The 16,486-nt window shown below is 63.1% G+C and carries 13 protein-coding genes and 1 riboswitch; of the genes, 1 reads left to right on the forward strand and 12 read right to left on the reverse strand.

Annotated features, from left to right (window positions below; translation table 11 throughout):
- From tyrS to VMW12_06450, 7 genes are all read right to left on the reverse strand, one after another.
- Positions 1-461: tyrosine--tRNA ligase (gene tyrS, locus VMW12_06420; GenBank protein HUZ49364.1), on the reverse strand; the 461-nt coding region annotated here is incomplete at its 3' end.
- Between the two features lie 49 nt (positions 462-510).
- On the reverse strand, positions 511-2,868 hold the full coding sequence (locus VMW12_06425) for an endonuclease MutS2 (protein ID HUZ49365.1): 2,358 nt from the start codon (positions 2,866-2,868) through the stop codon (positions 511-513).
- 1 nt (position 2,869) lies between these two features.
- On the reverse strand, positions 2,870-4,324 hold the full coding sequence (gatB, locus tag VMW12_06430; protein HUZ49366.1) for an Asp-tRNA(Asn)/Glu-tRNA(Gln) amidotransferase subunit GatB: 1,455 nt from the start codon (positions 4,322-4,324) through the stop codon (positions 2,870-2,872).
- A 1-nt stretch (position 4,325) separates the two neighbouring features.
- Complete coding sequence (gene gatA, locus VMW12_06435) at positions 4,326-5,816, reverse strand: Asp-tRNA(Asn)/Glu-tRNA(Gln) amidotransferase subunit GatA (protein HUZ49367.1); 1,491 nt, start codon at positions 5,814-5,816, stop codon at positions 4,326-4,328.
- 26 nt (positions 5,817-5,842) lie between these two features.
- Positions 5,843-6,133, reverse strand: coding sequence for an Asp-tRNA(Asn)/Glu-tRNA(Gln) amidotransferase subunit GatC (gatC, locus tag VMW12_06440; GenBank protein HUZ49368.1), 291 nt, complete (start codon positions 6,131-6,133; stop codon positions 5,843-5,845).
- On the reverse strand, positions 6,114-7,613 hold the full coding sequence (gene rlmD, locus VMW12_06445) for a 23S rRNA (uracil(1939)-C(5))-methyltransferase RlmD (GenBank protein ID HUZ49369.1): 1,500 nt from the start codon (positions 7,611-7,613) through the stop codon (positions 6,114-6,116). The genes gatC and rlmD overlap by 20 nt, the downstream gene beginning before the upstream one ends.
- Positions 7,588-7,827: a hypothetical protein gene (locus tag VMW12_06450; GenBank protein ID HUZ49370.1), complete on the reverse strand. Its 240-nt coding sequence runs from the start codon at positions 7,825-7,827 to the stop codon at positions 7,588-7,590. Before VMW12_06450 ends, rlmD begins: the two co-directional genes overlap by 26 nt.
- A gap of 188 nt (positions 7,828-8,015) precedes the next feature.
- On the opposite strand from VMW12_06450, the gene VMW12_06455 reads away from it, so the two are divergent.
- Positions 8,016-8,804, forward strand: a complete 789-nt coding sequence (locus VMW12_06455; GenBank protein HUZ49371.1) for a hypothetical protein — start codon at positions 8,016-8,018, stop codon at positions 8,802-8,804.
- Here the strand turns inward: VMW12_06455 and VMW12_06460 are convergent.
- The 5 genes from VMW12_06460 to VMW12_06480 all read right to left on the reverse strand — a co-directional run.
- Positions 8,794-9,186: an acyl-CoA thioesterase gene (locus VMW12_06460; GenBank protein ID HUZ49372.1), complete on the reverse strand. Its 393-nt coding sequence runs from the start codon at positions 9,184-9,186 to the stop codon at positions 8,794-8,796. The genes VMW12_06455 and VMW12_06460 overlap by 11 nt on opposite strands.
- A complete protein-coding gene (locus VMW12_06465) occupies positions 9,173-10,189 on the reverse strand; it encodes a ribonucleotide-diphosphate reductase subunit beta (GenBank protein HUZ49373.1) in 1,017 nt (338 codons plus the stop codon). The genes VMW12_06460 and VMW12_06465 overlap by 14 nt, the downstream gene beginning before the upstream one ends.
- The gene (locus tag VMW12_06470) at positions 10,186-12,525 is read right to left on the reverse strand and encodes a ribonucleoside-diphosphate reductase subunit alpha (GenBank protein HUZ49374.1); all 2,340 of its coding nucleotides are present in this window, start codon (positions 12,523-12,525) and stop codon (positions 10,186-10,188) included. Before VMW12_06470 ends, VMW12_06465 begins: the two co-directional genes overlap by 4 nt.
- Before the next feature lie 90 nt (positions 12,526-12,615).
- Positions 12,616-12,810, reverse strand: a riboswitch (cobalamin riboswitch).
- Between the two features lie 63 nt (positions 12,811-12,873).
- Positions 12,874-16,038, reverse strand: coding sequence for an error-prone DNA polymerase (locus VMW12_06475; GenBank protein HUZ49375.1), 3,165 nt, complete (start codon positions 16,036-16,038; stop codon positions 12,874-12,876).
- A 3-nt stretch (positions 16,039-16,041) separates the two neighbouring features.
- Positions 16,042-16,486, reverse strand: a 445-nt coding sequence (locus tag VMW12_06480; protein HUZ49376.1) for a hypothetical protein, incomplete at its 5' end; no start/stop codon positions are given.

Below are 16,486 nucleotides of genomic sequence, written 5' to 3' on the forward strand. Positions count from 1 at the left end.
AAATCGTTGCGTTCGAGCATTTGCGCGACGGTCGTTTTCGAAAGCAGTTGAATGAGGTCGCTCAGGCCGAGCTTGCCCAGCCATTCGGAGTTGTACCGAATCTTCACGCGCTCTAAATCGAGTACCTTACCGGCTTGTTCGCGATAGGTCGTCATGTTCGCTTCGATCGCTTCCGCGTCGAGCTGCGGGCGCATCGCATTGCGGCCGCTCGGGTCGCCGATGCGCGCGGTAAAATCGCCGATGATGAGCGTGACGTTATGGCCGGCTTCGCTGAATCGCTGCAACTTATGCAACACGACCATAAACCCCAGATGCAAATCGGGGCTGGTCGGATCGATGCCGAGCTTAACGTTCAGCGGGCGTCCCAGGCGCAGCCGGGCCTGAAATTCCGCCGGCGTTTCGACATGGTCGAAGCCGTCGAGCAGGTACTCCGCGTCGTTGAATCGTGCGTTCGTGTTCATGCTATCGATCGCACCCTTACGCCTCGGGTCCGCGAAATGCCTCGCTGCGTCACTCGCCGAGTTCGATGATCGTCACGCCGCCGGAGCCCTCGTCCTCGTTGCCGTAGCGCACGCTTTTCACCGCCGGGTGCAGGCGTAAATGCTCCTGCAGGCCGCGCCCGAGCATGCCGGTGCCCTTGCCGTGGATCAGACGTAGCGGGCTTTGCCCCGTCAGCAAAGCCTCGTCGATCCACTGCTCCACCAGCGGCTCCGCCTCACTAAAACGCTTGCCGCGTACGTCCAGCTCGGCCCTCGAACGCGAGGCGACGGCGATCCGCATCACACCGCTCTGCGCATCGCCGCCCCGCGGGCGCTTGCGTTCCGGCCGATTGCTCCGTTGCAAATCGCGCTTCTTTACCACCGTCTTCATCGGGCCGATAGACACCAGCACGGTGTCGCCGTAATCTTCGACGACCGCGCCTTCTTGCCCGAGCGAGAGAATGCGCACGGCATCACCGCTTGCAAACGCGCCGTTCGGCACCGCCGAAGGCTGCTCGGCGCGTATCCCGAGATCGCCGCGCATGCGCTCGGAGGTGCGCGTCAACAGTTCGCTCTGCGCGCCGGTAACCCGCGGGCGGCTCGATCGGGCGGCGTCGGCCTTGCGCTGTAACTCCGTGGTGAATTCGCGCAACGCGTGTTGCATGCGCTCTTCGGCGCGTTCGGCAAACGATCGCCGCTCGGCATCGAAGCGCACCTGTTCGGTTCGCAACGCGGCCTCGGTGGCAGCGGCGTGCATCCGCTCTTGCGCGAGCGCCTCGCGCTCGCTTTGGAGCTGCGCGTTGCGCGTGGAAAGTTCGGCGAGCGCGGCTTCGTAATCGCGCTCGCGCGAATCGAGCAACGCGGTCGCCCGCGCAACGATGGCGGGGTCGATGCCGAGCGCGGTCGCGAGCGGAAAGGCCAGTGACTGGCCCGGAGCACCGATATCCAGCTGATACGTCGGCCGAAAGCTCTGCGGGTCGAAGCGGACGCTCGCATTCGCGACGCCCGGGGTAGCAGCCGCAAAGAGTTTGAGCTCCGTCGCGTGGGTCGTGACGATGCCGCTCGCGCCGGCGATCAAGAGCCGCTCGAGCATCGCGATCGCGAGGGCCGCTCCCGCACCGGGTTCGGTGCCTCCGCCGATTTCGTCAACGAGCACGAGCGTGTGCGCGTCGGCGACGCGAAGCATCTCGCGCATGCGCTCGAGGTGCGCAGAGAAGGTTGAAGCATTCGCAACGATCGACTGTTCGTCGCCGATGTCGGCCAATACGTGGGTGAAACGGCCGACGAGCGTGCCGATCGCAGCGGGAATCTGCATCCCGGCGTACGTCATGGCCACAAAGAGTCCGAGCATTTTGAGCGCGACGGTTTTGCCGCCCATATTCGGCCCGGAAACGATCAGAAAACGCGTCGTCTCGTCGAGCACGAGCGATTGCGGCACCGCGCGCTCGGCGAGCAGCGGATGGCGGCCGCGTTCCACCCGAACGACCGGTTCATCGCTAAGTTCCGGCGCCACCGCATCCATCGCCTTCGCGACGTTGGCCTTGGCAACGATCACGTCGATCCGCGCCAACATCTCGACGTTCGCTTCGATTTGCGCCGCATGGGCTCCGACGCGCTGCGAAAGCTCGTCGAGAATGCGGAGTACCTCGCGCTCCTCGTCCAAACGAAGCGTCCTGACCCGATTGTTCGTATCGAGTGCCGCTAACGGCTCGACGAACAGCGTTTGCCCGGATGAGCTGGTATCGTGAACGATGCCTGGAAACTCGCCTGCGAACTCGGCCTTCACCGGAACGACGTAGCGGTTCTCCCGCATCGTGACGACCGAATCTTGGATCGCGCGAGCGAAGCGGTCGGAGCGCATGATCGACGCAACGCGTTCGCGGGCATCGTTCTGCGCTTGCGCGAGGTTACGCCGGATGCGCCCCAAGGCCGGCGAGGCGCGGTCCAGCACGGCACCGCGCTCGTCAACCGCGTCGACGAGGGCGCGATGCAGGTCTTTGAGCGGCGTGTACGGGGCGAGCATGCCGGTAATCGCGGGCTGCCGTTCCTCGCGTAGCGCATTATACGCCGCAGCCGCCGCCGAGATCGCGTCGGCGACCGCGCGCAAATCGCTCGGTGCGAGCGTTCGGCCGAGCGCGGCAGTCTGCGTGAGTTCGCTCGTATCGATGGCCGGTAATACGTGCAGATCGGCGCCGGCCACCAAATCGCGGACGATCGCGGTGCGCGCTTGCTCGAGGTGGACCAACGCGAAATCGATACTTGGATGCAGATCGCGCGCCGCGGCAGTACCGCGCTGCGTGCGCGTGGCCCGCACCACCCGCTCTCGCACGCTTGCGAAATCGAGGGCCTCGAGCGTCCGCTCGTCGGCGAGCGCGCCTAGCGAGTCCATCTCACTGCTCGAGTTTCTTCTTCACCACGTCGTTGACGAGCGCCGGATCGGCCTTCCCGCGAGAGGCCTTCATCACTTGACCGACCAGAAAGCCCATGACGTTGGTCTTGCCCGCGCGGTAGTCGTTCACGCTCTTTTCGTTGGCGGCCAACACGTCCACGACAAACGCTTCGATGGCGGCGGGATCGCTGGTCTGCGCGAGGCCCTCGCGCTCTACCAGGGTTTTTGGGGAGCCTTCGCCGGCCCACATACGCACCAGCAACTCTTTGGCAATCTTGGAATTGATCGTCTTACCATCGACGAGCACGATCAACTCGGCCAAGTGCTCGGGTAAGACCTCCGACGACCACACCGGCGTACCGGATTCGTTCGCAAGCCGCGAAAGATCGCCCAAGACGAAATTCGTGGCCTGCTGCGCGTTACCGCTCGCCGCAACCACCGCGTCGAAGTACGACGCCAGCGGCTGCGTATCGATCAGCTGCGTTGCCTGCAGAACGTTCAGGCCGTAGCTTTGCGTATACCGAAGGAAGCGCTTCCACGGAGCTTCCGGGATCGTCTCGCGTAGCGCATCGACGTACGCAGCGGTGATTTCCATCGGCACCAGATCCGGGTCGGGGAAATAGCGATAGTCGTGCGCCTGCTCTTTGCTGCGCATCGAGATCGTGGTGCCGTTAATTTCGTCCCAGCCACGCGTCTCCTGAACGATCCGCTCGCCGGCTTCCACCACGGCGATCTGGCGCGCAATTTCGCTTTGAATCGCCCGGTGCACCGAACGAAAGGAGTTCATGTTCTTGATTTCGGTTTTGGTGCCGAGTTCGGTTGCTCCGACGGGACGAATCGAGACGTTGGCATCGCATCGCAGCGAGCCTTCCTCCATCTTTACGTCGCTCACGCCGAGTTGCTGCAAGGTACGGCGCAGCGATTCAAGATAGGCCACGGCTTCGTCCGCGCTATGAATCTCGGGCTCCGAGACGCACTCCATCAACGGAACGCCGGCACGGTTGAAATCGATCAGCGAGTAGGTGCTCCCCGAAATGCGCCCATCGCCGGATCCTGCGTGCGTCGATTTACCGGTATCTTCTTCGAGGTGAATGCGGGTGAGACGGCACGATTTCATCGTTCCGTCCTCGAGCCAGTACTTCACGACGCCGCCCTGGGTGAGCGGCATATCGAACTGCGAGATCTGGTAATCCTTGGGCATGTCGGGATAGAAGTAATTCTTCCGGTCGAATTTAGAGAAAGTCGGGATCGCCGCTTCGACGGCGAGGCCGGCGCGCACCATATGGTCGATAGCCGCGCGATTCGGAACCGGCAGAGACCCCGGCAATGCGAGGCACACCGGGCAGAATTTCGTGTTCGGCTCGCCGCCGAACTCGTTGGGACAGCCGCAGAACATCTTGGTCGCGGTCTTGAGCTCCACGTGGCATTCGATACCGATGACGGCTTCGTACTGCATGCTAGCGCGTCGCCTCCATCGCAATGACGGGCCGTTGCGCGGCGGCGTGCCCGGTCGCGCGCTCGTATGCGTGCGCCGCGGAGAGCAGCGCGCGTTCCGCAAAGAGCGGTGCGGTTAATTGCAACCCCATCGGCATCGGCGATGCGCCCCCGGGCGGCGTGACCCAGCCGCACGGTACGCTGAGCGCCGGCAGCCCGGCGAGGGACATCGGAATCGTGTAGTAATCCATCAAATACATGCTGTACGGGTCGCTCTTTGCATTGAATGTAAACGCGGGCGAACTCGCGGCCGGAGCCGCGATCAGGTCGCAGGAAGCAAACGCTTTGGCGAAATCTTGAGCGATCAACGTGCGGGCCTTCTGCGCGCGAACGTAGTACGCATCGTAGTAGCCGCTCGATAGCGCGTAGGTGCCGATGAGGATGCGACGCTTCACCTCGGGCCCAAAGCCCGCCGCGCGCGTGCGCTCGTACATTTCGTGCACGTTCGCTCCTTCGACGCGCAATCCGTAGCGGACGCCGTCGAAGCGTGCGAGGTTCGAGGAGCACTCCGCGGGCGCGATGAGATAATACGTCGCCAAACCGTATTCTGCAGTCGGCAGCGCGACCTCCACGAGTTCGGCGCCGAGCGCCTCTAAATCGCGATACGCCTTGGCATAGAGCGCGTCGATCTCCGGGCCGAGTTCCTTGGTTGCGAACTCGCGAACGATGCCGACGCGCACGCCGCGCAAATCGGTGCGCAATCCATCCGCGGTGGTCTCGAACGGGCGGTCGATCGACGTCGCGTCCATGGGATCGTGGCCACCCATCGCGTCGTACGCCAACGCCGCATCTTCAACCGTGCGCGTGAGCGGGCCGATTTGGTCCAGACTCGATGCGAACGCGATCAGTCCGTAGCGCGAGACGCGGCCGTACGTCGGTTTAAAACCGACCAGGTTGCAGAATGCCGCAGGCTCGCGAATGGAGCCGCCGGTATCGCTGCCCATGCCGATCGCGGCTTCGAACGCGGCCACGGCCGAGGCCGAGCCGCCGCTCGATCCGCCCGGGACGCGCCCGAGGTCGTAGGGATTGCGCGTGACGCCTAACGCCGAGTTCTCGCACGAACTGCCCATCGCGAATTCGTCCATGTTCGCCTTGCCGACCGGGATGCAACCCGCATCGAGCAACCGTTGCACGGCGGTGGCCGTGTAGGGCGCGGTCCAATGTTCGAGGATTTTGCTCCCACAGGTGGTGCGCGTGCCTTCCAGGCACATGTTGTCTTTCACCGCTAACGGCACGCCGGCGAGCGGCAAGCGCTCTCCCTGTTTGATGCGTTCGTCCACGTGGGCGGCCGTGGCCGCGGCGCGTTCGTGCAGCACGCTCAGATACGCGCCGACCTGCGGTTCGGTGCGATCGATGTGCGCGAGCATGCCGCGCGTGAGTTCGGCGGCGGAGAACGCCCCGCTGTTGACGCCGCGGGCGATGTCGGCCGCGTTGCGTTCGATAGAGTCTGACACGTCGTTCGTTCCTATGATTCCGGCGGTTATTCGGCGATGATGCGCGGGACGCGAAAGAAGGCGCCTTGGCGCGCCGGGGCCTGCGCGAGCACCACTTCACGATCGAGGCTCGGGGCGAGGATGTCGTCCCGCTCGACGTTGCGCGATTCGACCACTTGCGCGGTCGCGGCAACCGCCGACACATCCAGCTTCGCGAGCGCGTCGACATGCTCGAGCAGATCGCCGAGTTGCGCGCCGAAACGCGCCACCTCGTCGTCGGTCAGGGCGAGCCGCGCCAGCGTGGCGACGTAACGAATATCAATTTTCTCGGATGACAAAATCGGGGTACTCCGATGGTTGAACGGCAAGGGGATCGTCTTCGGGCCAACTCGGGATGGGTGCATCCAGGAACGCCCGGTCCACCGCCTGTTGCGCGACGTGTGCCTCGCTATACAGGGTGACCAGCGTCTCGACGTGTCCCGTCTGCGGGAACATGTCGAACGGCTGCACGATGCCCAGCGTGTATCCTTTGGATGCTAAGAACTTCAAATCCCGGGCGAGCGTTGCGGGGTCGCACGAAAGATACCAGACGTACGGCACGCCCGCGGCCGCAATCGCGCCCAGCGTCACTTCGTCGCTGCCTTTGCGCGGCGGGTCCAGGAACACGATCTCGGCCCGTTCCATCGCCGCGCGCGCCGCGGGCGTCAGCACCGCTTCTTCCACGCGGCCTTCATGGAACTGCACCAGCTCTTGCGCGCCGTTGAGCGCGGCGTTAGCCAGCGCTTCTTCCACCGCGAGCGGGCTCTCTTCGATGCCGTAGACGCTGCAGCCGTGCTTGGCAAAATAGAGCGAGAACGTCCCCGCCCCGCAGTACAGATCGACGATCGCGCGAGGCCGCTCGAGCGCCGAACGCAGAAAATCGAAGATTCGTCCGACGATTTCGACATTGATTTGAAAGAACGACCCGGCCGAGACGCGATAGCGCACCCCGTGAATCTGCTCCTCGATCTCGGATTTGCCCGCGATCACGGTATGGTTGCGGCCCATGATCGCGTTCTGTGAATTCAGCCCGTAGGAGTTCGTCAGACCGACCGCTCCCGGCAGTTGCGCGAGCAGCGCCGGGCCGGCCTGCGCGACCTCGGGCGAGGCCTGCGCCGTGGTGATCGTGACGACCGCTTGCCCGGTCGATCGCGCGCTGCGCGAGACGACGTGCCGCGCGGGCATCAGCGCGGGCGCCGTCTCCGGCTGGAGCCGCGCGCGGTTGATCCGGGCGATGAATTCGTTCAGCTGCGGCGTGACGATCGGGCAGGCGTCGATCGGCACCACCTCGTGCGAGCGCTGCTGGTAGAACCCGATGCTCGGGATCGGCGTCGAGTGGTCGACCACGAGCGACATCTTATTGCGGTACCCGCGCGCATGCACCATCCCGACCGCCGGACGGATCCGCAGCTCGCTAAAGCCGCCGATGCGCTGCAGGGCGTTGCGAACGATATCGGTTTTCCAAGCCAACTGCGCCGGGTAGCTCAAGTGTTGGACCTGGCACCCTCCGCACGCGCCGAAGACCGCACAGAACGGCTGAACGCGCTCCTTAGAGCCCTCGATCAAGCGCACGAACTCGGCCACGGAGTATTTGGGCTTGATCGCCGTGATGCGGACGCGAGCCCGCTCGCGCGGCAGGGGCCCAAAGCAAAAGACGACCATGCCGCCGGCCCGGCCGACGGCCTGACCATTGGCGAGCAGATCGGTGAATGCGACGTCGAGTTCGGTACCGACGCGAACGGCAGACGCCGGTTTAGGCGCTGTGTCTTTGTTCGTCAAGCGTCTTGAGCAACTGATTGGCCTCGTCGATCAGCGTCTGGATGCGCTGGCTCGTCGGGTCGTCGGGCCGTCGGCTCGCAAGGGTGCGCACGACGGTAACGGCGAGCGCGGCGGTAAGGCCGGCGATGCCGATCCACACCAATGCCCGCGTGAGGTGATGCTCGTGCGGCTGCTGGGGCTGGGCGGTTTCAGGATTGAATTCGGGCTGGGACAACGTGATGGTCTCCGGTGGAAAAGCGCTCCCGCGAGGTTCGCTCCTACGTCGCCGGTCCCCCCGGGCCGGGCCGGGGCGTGGCCGCGCTACTTTTCGAGCCTGGAGGCGCGCTGAGAGTACTCTGCCTAGCCCGCACCGTACTTTAGGGCCCGATGGTACCCCCCCGGCGCGGCAACCGCAGAAGACGCGTGCTGCTTTGGGCGTTGTTCCTTTCGGCGACGCTCCACGCGATTCTGATCCCGCTGCTGCTCTGGCTGACCGGCTGGAACTTCTTCATGCCGCATCCGCAGAAGCGCGAGTCGGTGGTGACCTCGACGTCGCTGCGCATCGAACATCGGACGATACCGCAGCCGGAATCGGCCGCCGGCCGGCAGCCGGCGCATAGCACGCCCAAATCACCGCCCTCGTCGCAGCGTCCGCTGCCCAAAACCGTCGCGCCGCAACCGCAACCGCACGAACTCGCGCGCGAGATGCCCAACGCGCCGCCGCAGCCGCAACGGCAACGTCGCGCACCGAGCCGGCAGGAGACGCTCGCGCAGCAACTCGCCCAGCAGCAGCAAACGTTCTCCAAAGAAGTCGCGCGTTTGAACGCGGGGAATAATCCGCACTCGCTTGCGACCATCGCCCCGCAGCCGCCGTCGGCCAACGAGCGCTCGTATTACGACCTGAACGGAAAGGTACGCCCGCAGGATCGCGTGATGGTGCTCCTCACACCGCTGCAGCATTGGATAACCGGCACGGCAAGCTGTTACTACGTGCATTACGCCGCCGAGTTCTCATCGGGCGGCACCGACGACGGCGACATTCCGTGGCCGGTCTGCTACCCGCGCTCCAACGATCCGATCGCGAAAGCCCCGCCCGGCATGGGATCGATCCCCGTACCCGTCCCCGTCCCGCCGCACAACTACGTGCTGCCGAAAGGCACGTATCTCACCCCATTGCTGGAACAGATCTATACCGGAAAAATCAAAAACTGAAGTTGCGATCCGGGCCGAGCGGCGTCGGCCGTCCTGCAGCATCGATGGCAACCATCACGAATCGACTCGTGCTGCAAAGACGGCGCTCGCCCGTTAATAAGTTTTCAGAGAAGAGTTCGGTCTCGACCGTCAGCGACGTTCGCCCGCGCGAAACGACGCGCCCCACCACCTCGGCGAGATCGCCTTGACGGACCGCTTCACGAAAATCGGTCCGGTCCACCGAAGCGGTGACGACGGCGTGCCGGCACGACCGGCTCGCTGCGATGAAGGCCGCTTTATCCATGAGTTTGAGGGCCTCGCCGCCGAAGAGCGTTCCGTAGTGATTCGCTTGGTTCGGAAAAACCATCTCGGCCACGATGACATATCCGTCAGAATGATTCATCAAAACGAACCTCACCCTCAACGCCGACGCGGTAAGCAGACGGGCGGCGCTCGAAAAAATTCGTCAACTCTTGGACGTCTTGAAGAGCCATGAAATCGAACGGGTTCTTGGCCCCGTACCGGCGCGCGTAGCCGAGGTTCTCAAGGCGCGAGTCCGCAACATACTTGAGATACTGCTCCATGTCGACGATCGAGAGGCCGGCCACGCCTTCGGAGAGGACGTCGCGCGCAAAAGACAACTCTGCTTGAACGGCATCGTCAAGCATCTCTCGAATAGAGACTTCCAGCGTTGCATCGAAAAGATCGGGATGCTCGGCTCGGACTGTCTCGACGACCGAAAAGGCGAAACGCATATGCATGCTCTCGTCCCGGAAGACCCAATTCGTCCCCGAAGCCAGGCCGTTCAGTAAGCCGCGCGAGCGCAGGTAGTAGACGTAAGCAAAAGCCGCAAAGAAAAACAGCCCTTCGACGCCGGCGGCGAATGCAATCAGGTTCATCACGAACGAACGGCGATCGTCCGCGGTCTCGATACGATTCAGCCCGTGGATCGTATCGATCCATTTGAAACAGAAGCGCGCTTTTTCTTTGATCGATGGAATATTTTCCACCGCCGCAAACGCTTGCGCGCGTTCTCGCTCGTCGGGAACATACGTGTCGAGCAGCGTCAAATAGAACTGGATATGCTGTGCTTCTTCGAAGAGTTGGCGCGAGAGATACATCCGCGCTTCCGGTGCGTTGACGTGCTTATAGAGATTGAGTACGAGATTGTTGGCCACGATCGTATCACCGGTTGCGAAAAACGCGACAAGACGCCCGATGAGATGCCGCTCGGCAGGCGTAAGGCGTTCGCGCAGATCCTGGATATCGTTCGAGAAATCGATCTCCTCGACGCTCCACGTATTGGCTATCGCGGCGCGATACATCTCATAGAAATGCGGGTAGCGCATGGGCCGTAAGGTGAGTTCGAAACCCGGATTCAAGAGCGAGGTTGTTGTCGCGTTCATTGGCAGGCCTCGCAATTCTCAGGGTTCTCAAGCGAACAGGCGATCGCGGTGGCATCGGTTGCGACGGGGACGGTCGTCTTCGCAATTGCGGATGCCGGCCGCGATCGAAGATAGTAGCTCGTCTTGAGCCCGCTCTTCCATGCGTAGAGGTACATCGACGATAGCTTGCCGATGGAAGGGTTCTCCGAGAAAAGATTGAGCGACTGGCTCTGGTCGATGTAAGCGCCACGCGAGGCCGCTAGGTCGATAAGGCCTTTCTGCGGGATCTCCCACGCGGTCCGATATCGTTCGCGAAGCGATTCCGGAATCTCGACGATGCCGGCAATCGAACCCTCCGCGCGCGTGATGCGATCGCGGATCCCGTCGTTCCATAGACCCAGGCGCTTGAGGTCCTCGACGAGGTACTTGTTGATCTGCAAGAACTCACCCGAGAGGGTCTCCCGTTTAAAGAGGTTGGAGATCTGCGGCTCGATGCATTCGTAGCATCCGGCAATCGAAGCAATCGTGGCTGTGGGTGCGATCGCGATCAACAGCGAGTTGCGTAATCCGCTTTTTTGGATGCGCGCGCGCAGGGCTTCCCAGCGCTCCGGGTCCGTCGGCGTAACGCCCCACGCGTCGAATTGTAGCTCGCCGTGCGCGGCGCGTGTCTGCTCGAACGATGGATGGGCTGACTCTGCCTCGGCAAGCTCGCAGCTCGCCAGCAGTGCCTGGAAGTAGATCTCTTCGGCGATGCGAGTAGAGAGCGTACGTGCGTCTATACCGTCGAATGCGAGCCCAAGTTTGAAGAAAACGTCCTGCAGACCCATTACGCCGAGCCCGACAGGCCGCCAATCAAGATTTGACGCGGCTGCCGATCCGGTCGGATAGAACGTTGCGTCGATAACGCGATCGAGCTGGCGGATAGCCAGGCGGACCGTGCGCGCGAGCTTGGAGTAGTCGAAGGTGTCCCCGGTAACGTGCTGCGCGAGATTGATCGATCCGAGATTGCAAACGGCCGTGCGCCCCGAGGAAGTCACCTCGACGATCTCCGTACACAGATTGGAAAGATGTACGACGTTGCAGAGAGCGCCCGTCTGATTGCATTTGCGATTGCTGGCGTCTTTGAAGTTCATCCATCCGTTGCCGGTCTGGGCGAGCGTACGCATCATCTTGCCGTATAGTTCGCGCGCGGAGAGCTCGCGTACGGCCAACCCGGCGGCTTCGGCGGCGCAGTACGCCGATACGAATGCCTCGCCGTACAGGTCGGTAAACTCCGGGACGTCTTTGGGGTCGAAGAGCGACCATGGCTCGTCTCGCTCGACACGCTCCATGAACAGGTCGGGGATCCAATTTGCGAGGTGTAAGTTGTGCGTGCGGCGCGCTTCTTCGCCGGTACTGTCGCGCAGATCGAGAAATTCTTCGATGTCTGCGTGCCAGGGCTCGAGATAGACGCAGCACGCGCCTTTGCGCTTGCCGCCCTGATTGACGGCGGCAACGGACGCATCGAGCGTCTTGAGGAATGGAATGATCCCCATCGACTTGCCATTTGTGCCGCGAATTAACGAACCTCGGCTGCGAACGCGCGTGAAGCTCAAACCGATGCCGCCCGAGAATTTCGAGAGGAGCGCGACGTCGCGATAAGCGCCGTAAATGGCTTCGAGATCGTCGGCTGGAGAATCGAGCAAGAAGCACGAGGAAAGCTGAGCGTGTGTCGTCCCCGAGTTAAAGAGCGTTGGCGAACTCGGAAGATAATCGAGAGACGAAAAGAGATCGTTGTAAGACAGCGCCTCGGGCGCGGACTTCGCAACGCCGCACGCGACCCGCAGGAAAAAGTGTTGGGGGGTTTCGAGCACCGATCGCGTGTGAGGATGCCGCAGGAGGTAGCGCTCGTAAACCGTCCGTAAACCGAAATATTCGAAACGATCGTTACGTGACGGATCGATAGCATCGTTGAGTTTGCGGCTGTTCGCAAGCACGAAGGCGGCCAGATCTTCTGAAATTAAACCGGCTCGATAGCCTGCGGCGACGGATTGTGAGAACGAGTGAATCTCTTGGCTCTCAACCTCTTTGTCGATATAGGTCGCGAGTAATCGTGCCGCGAGCAGTGAGTACGCAGGTTCTTCGGCAATGAGCATCGCCGCAGTTTGAATCGAAAGCCGATCGAGTTCTTGGGTGGTGGCACCGTCGTAGAGACCGCTGATGGTCTTGGTCGCAACGCGCAGCGGATCGACGGCGGGAAGACCGTCGCAGCAGCGGGCGACCGCGCGCACGATCTTGTTGACATCGGCTGGTTCGAGCGTACCGTTACGCTTGCGAACCTGCATCGCAACGAATGTGGATGTAGAAATCGTGTCCATGCCTCTCCCTCGGAGGACACCGTCGGGAGAGACGCAAATCGCGCCGCCGAACACCGGCCGCACGCGAAACACGTCTCGCCTCCCTCGGGCGAAGTGTTGATCTCGTCAGGCAGGTCTTCGGACTTGAGGGCATGGCTTGCGCCACCTACTAGCCACCCCTTCCCAGCCGATTCGGCCAGTGTGTTTGGTGGCGGTCGTTCCCTCTTACCGCTGCGGGGCAGTCCCGGGTTTGCACCGGGTTCCCTATTAAGACGCCGAGGCGTCGCCGGTCGAGTAGCACTATATATTGTGCTTTTGAGGTCTTCTGGATACTATATATCCGATCCTTTCGCTATGCACGCGACGATGCTAGTGAAAATTGCGGGGGCGGACTCCGTCGAGGAGGCCTTCGCCGTCGAAGGCCCAGATTTGGCGAGCGATGACGTCGATGGTGCCGCCATCCTTCTGGAGTTTGCCTTCGATGACGAGCGTCGACGCGCTGCGAATCGTGCGCCGAAAGCGCGCGTAGATATCCGGACGCACGATCACGTTGACCAATCCCGTTTCATCCTCGAGCGTGAGAAAGACGAACCCCTTGGCGGTACCGGGCCGCTGACGCGTAATCACCAAGCCGCCCACGCGCGCGATGAGGTTGGCGGGCATTTGCGGCAGGCGCGCTGCGGGGATCACGCGCTGCGCATCGAGCATGGGGCGGAAATGTTCGATCGCTTGGCCGCGCGGCGTGACGCCGGTCGCCCAGAGATCGAAGCCCGATGACTGCTTGGCGGTGAGCGGCGCGAATCGCACCGCGGGTTCCCGGACGTCCATCAGCTTGCCCAGGCCGCCGCGCGCCTGCCGTTCGTCGATGGCGCGCAGCGCCCACATCGCTTGGCGGCGCGAGCGAAACCACGGTGCGAAGGCATCGGCGATCGCAAGATTCTCCAGCGCCTCGCGTTCGAGTTGCGTTCGTTGCGCGAACGCGAGGATATCGGCGAACGGGCCGCCTGCCAGCGCGGTTTCCAGCCGTTGCTGCTGCGCCTCGCCTAAACCGCGAACGAGGTGAAAGCCCAAACGCAGCGCGCCATCGGGTTCCACGTGCGAACGGTACTCGCTCGCATTGACCTGTATCGGGCGCACGACGACGCCGTGACGCTTTGCGTCGTTAACCAACACTTCGGTGGAGTAAAAGCCCATCGGCTGCACGTTGAGAATCGCCGCCGTAAATATCGCCGGATGGTGGCACTTCACATACGCCGACGCATAGGCTAAGAGTGCAAAACTCGCCGCGTGCGATTCGGGGAAGCCGTAGTCGGCAAACCCTTCGAGCATGTGAAACAACTGCTCCGCCGCGGGGCGGTCGATGCCGTTCTGCACCATGCCCTCGACCAACCGCGGAAAGATCTCGCGCATCCGCTCGTGCGAGCGTTTGTGCCCCATGGCGCGGCGCAATTGGTCGGCTTCGCCGGCGGAGAATCCGGCGGCTTCGATCGCCATGCGCATGCCCTGCTCTTGAAAGAGCGGCACGCCCAGCGTGCGCTCCAACACCGGCTTTAATTTCGGATGCGGATACGTTACCGGTTCCAGCCCCGCGCGACGGCGCAGAAACGGGTGGATCATCTGCCCTTGAATCGGCCCCGGCCGAATGATCGCCACCTGCATCACGATATCGTAGAAGCAGCGCGGCTTCATGCGCGGGAGCATCGATTGCTGGGCGCGCGATTCGATCTGAAAGACGCCGATCGTATCGGCGCGCGTAATCATGGCGTAGGTCGCGGGATCGTCGGCCGGAATCGTGTGTAATGCCAGGGGCCGTTCGTCGCGCACGCGGCAGCGCTCGTGGATTGCGAAGGCTTCGCGCAGCAGCGAGAGCATGCCCAATCCGAGCAGATCGATTTTGATGAGTCCGAGGTCTTGCAGATCGTCTTTATCCCATTGCACGATCGTGCGATCGCGCATGCTCGCCCATTCGACCGGCGCGACGCGCACCAGCGGATCGCGCGTGATCACCATGCCGCCGGAGTGGATGCCCATGTGGCGCGGAAAGCCTTCGATGCGCACGCACAGCGCGTGGAGCCGTTCGGCCAGTTCGCCGCCGACCGGCGCGGCGAGACCGCCTTCGCTATCAGGTTCCTGCCCGGTTGCGCCTGCGAGCGATTCGCGCGCGTCGTACTCCGCCACCACCGCGCCGACTTGCGCGAGCGTCAGCCCCAGAGCCTTACCGATATCGCGCAAGGCCGAACGCGTACGATAGGTAATCACCTCCGAGGCCATCGCCGCGTTGGAGCGGCCGTAGCGTTCGTAAATGTACTGGATCACGCGCTCGCGATCCTGATGCGCGAAATCGATATCGATATCGGGAATCTCCTGGCGCTCCTCCGACATGAAGCGTTCGAAGAGCAGGTCCATCCCGATCGGATCCACGGCGGTGATGCCCAGCGCGTAGCAGACCGCCGAATTCGCCGCCGAACCGCGCCCCTGGCAGAGCACGCCCAATTCCGCGGCCGCCCGCACGATATCCCAAACGATCAGAAAGTATCCGGCCAAATCCATCTTGGCGATGATGCCGAGTTCGTATTCGAGCTGCCGTTCGACCGCCGGGCCGATCGGCGCCCCATACCGATCGATCGCACCGCGATAGACCAACTCCCGCAGATACATCTGGCGCGTGGAGCCGCCTGGAACGGGGAAGAGCGGGAATTGCCCGCTCAGGCGTTCGAGCCGAAAGCTGCAGCGTTGCGCGATCGCGTGCGTCGCTGCGATCGCCGCAGGGTATGGCGCAAAGATGCGCCGCATCGCGGCTGTGGGCTTGAGGTGATACTCGGCATTGGCGCGCAACCGATGCGCCGCACGCGCCTCGGAGAGGGTCTCCCCGTGCTTGATGCACGTCAGCACGTCGGCGAGCTGCGCGTCCTCCTTACCGGCATAGAACGCGCCGTTGGTGGCAACGTACGGCAGCGCGAGTTCCTCGGCGATCTGCAGCAGTTGCGCGTTGCGCAGCGATTCCTGGGGGGTGAGGTGATGCTGCAATTCGAGATAGAGATTCGCGCCGAAGAGGCGTTGCAGCGTCTGCGCTTCCTCGCGTGCCGCCTGCGCGTCGTGAGCCGCTAACGCGCGTTCGATCCGGCCGTTTTCACCGCCCGAGAGCGCGATCAAGCCGGCCGTGCGCTCCGCGAGATCCTCCAGCTCCAAACGCGCGTTGGCCTTGGAGCCGCGCATCTGCGCGCACGAGATGATCTCGCACAGGTTGGCATACCCGCGTTCGTCTTCAACCAGCAGCACGATGCAGGCGCCGTCGGCGAACGTGAGCTCGCTGCCGACGATCGCCGCGATGCCGCGCGCACGCGCCTGTTTGGCAAAACGAACCGAGCCGTAGAGGCCGTTGCGATCGGTGAGCGCGATCGCTTCGAGCCCCAGCTCGACGGCACGATCGATCAGTTCCTCGGGGTGCGAAGCGCCTTCGAGAAACGTGAAATTCGAATAGGCGTGCAGCTCCGCATAGCCGTCTACCGTCGTGGCCACGGCCGCAGCGTACACACCTCAATCATAGGCCCCTCGCAGATACCACCGCGCGCCCTGATGATAGATGCGGACCATGTCGCCGTCTTCGAGCACCACATCGTACTCATCGCGCGCGATCGGTTCGTGGAACCACCCCTCTTCGATGCGCCACGGCCCCGCGCACTCGCGGACCGCGCGCGGCGGGCTCCCGACAAAGGCCGGTGCGCCACGCTGTACGCGCACGTCGATTTCACGCACGGCCATAAGCCGGAGCTGGGGCACGATCTCGGGCGCCGGAGCGGTATCGAGCGCAGCGGGTACCGTTCGCAGTTCTTCGCGCGTGAGGACGAACGGTTCGTAGAGAAAGCGCTCTTCGAGCGGATGCGCGGCCCGCAAACGCGCTCGCCGCACCGGCTCGCCGAGCATCGCCTCGAGCCGCGCGAGCGTCACGCCGACGCTGCGTTCGTCGATATCGGCAGCGGCA

Source organism: Candidatus Dormiibacterota bacterium (assembly GCA_035532835.1).
Classification (GTDB): domain Bacteria; phylum Vulcanimicrobiota; class Vulcanimicrobiia; order Vulcanimicrobiales; family Vulcanimicrobiaceae; genus DAHUXY01.

What these genes read in the sequence shown, in the direction of transcription:
- VMW12_06425 (HUZ49365.1), bottom strand. Translation starts at nt 2,868, where the DNA reads ATGGACTCGCTAGGCGCGCTCGCCGACGAGCGGACGCTCGAGGCCCTC.
- gatB (HUZ49366.1), bottom strand. Translation starts at nt 4,324, where the DNA reads ATGCAGTACGAAGCCGTCATCGGTATCGAATGCCACGTGGAGCTCAAG.
- VMW12_06460 (HUZ49372.1), bottom strand. Translation starts at nt 9,186, where the DNA reads ATGAATCATTCTGACGGATATGTCATCGTGGCCGAGATGGTTTTTCCG.
- VMW12_06465 (HUZ49373.1), bottom strand. Translation starts at nt 10,189, where the DNA reads ATGAACGCGACAACAACCTCGCTCTTGAATCCGGGTTTCGAACTCACC.
- VMW12_06470 (HUZ49374.1), bottom strand. Translation starts at nt 12,525, where the DNA reads ATGGACACGATTTCTACATCCACATTCGTTGCGATGCAGGTTCGCAAG.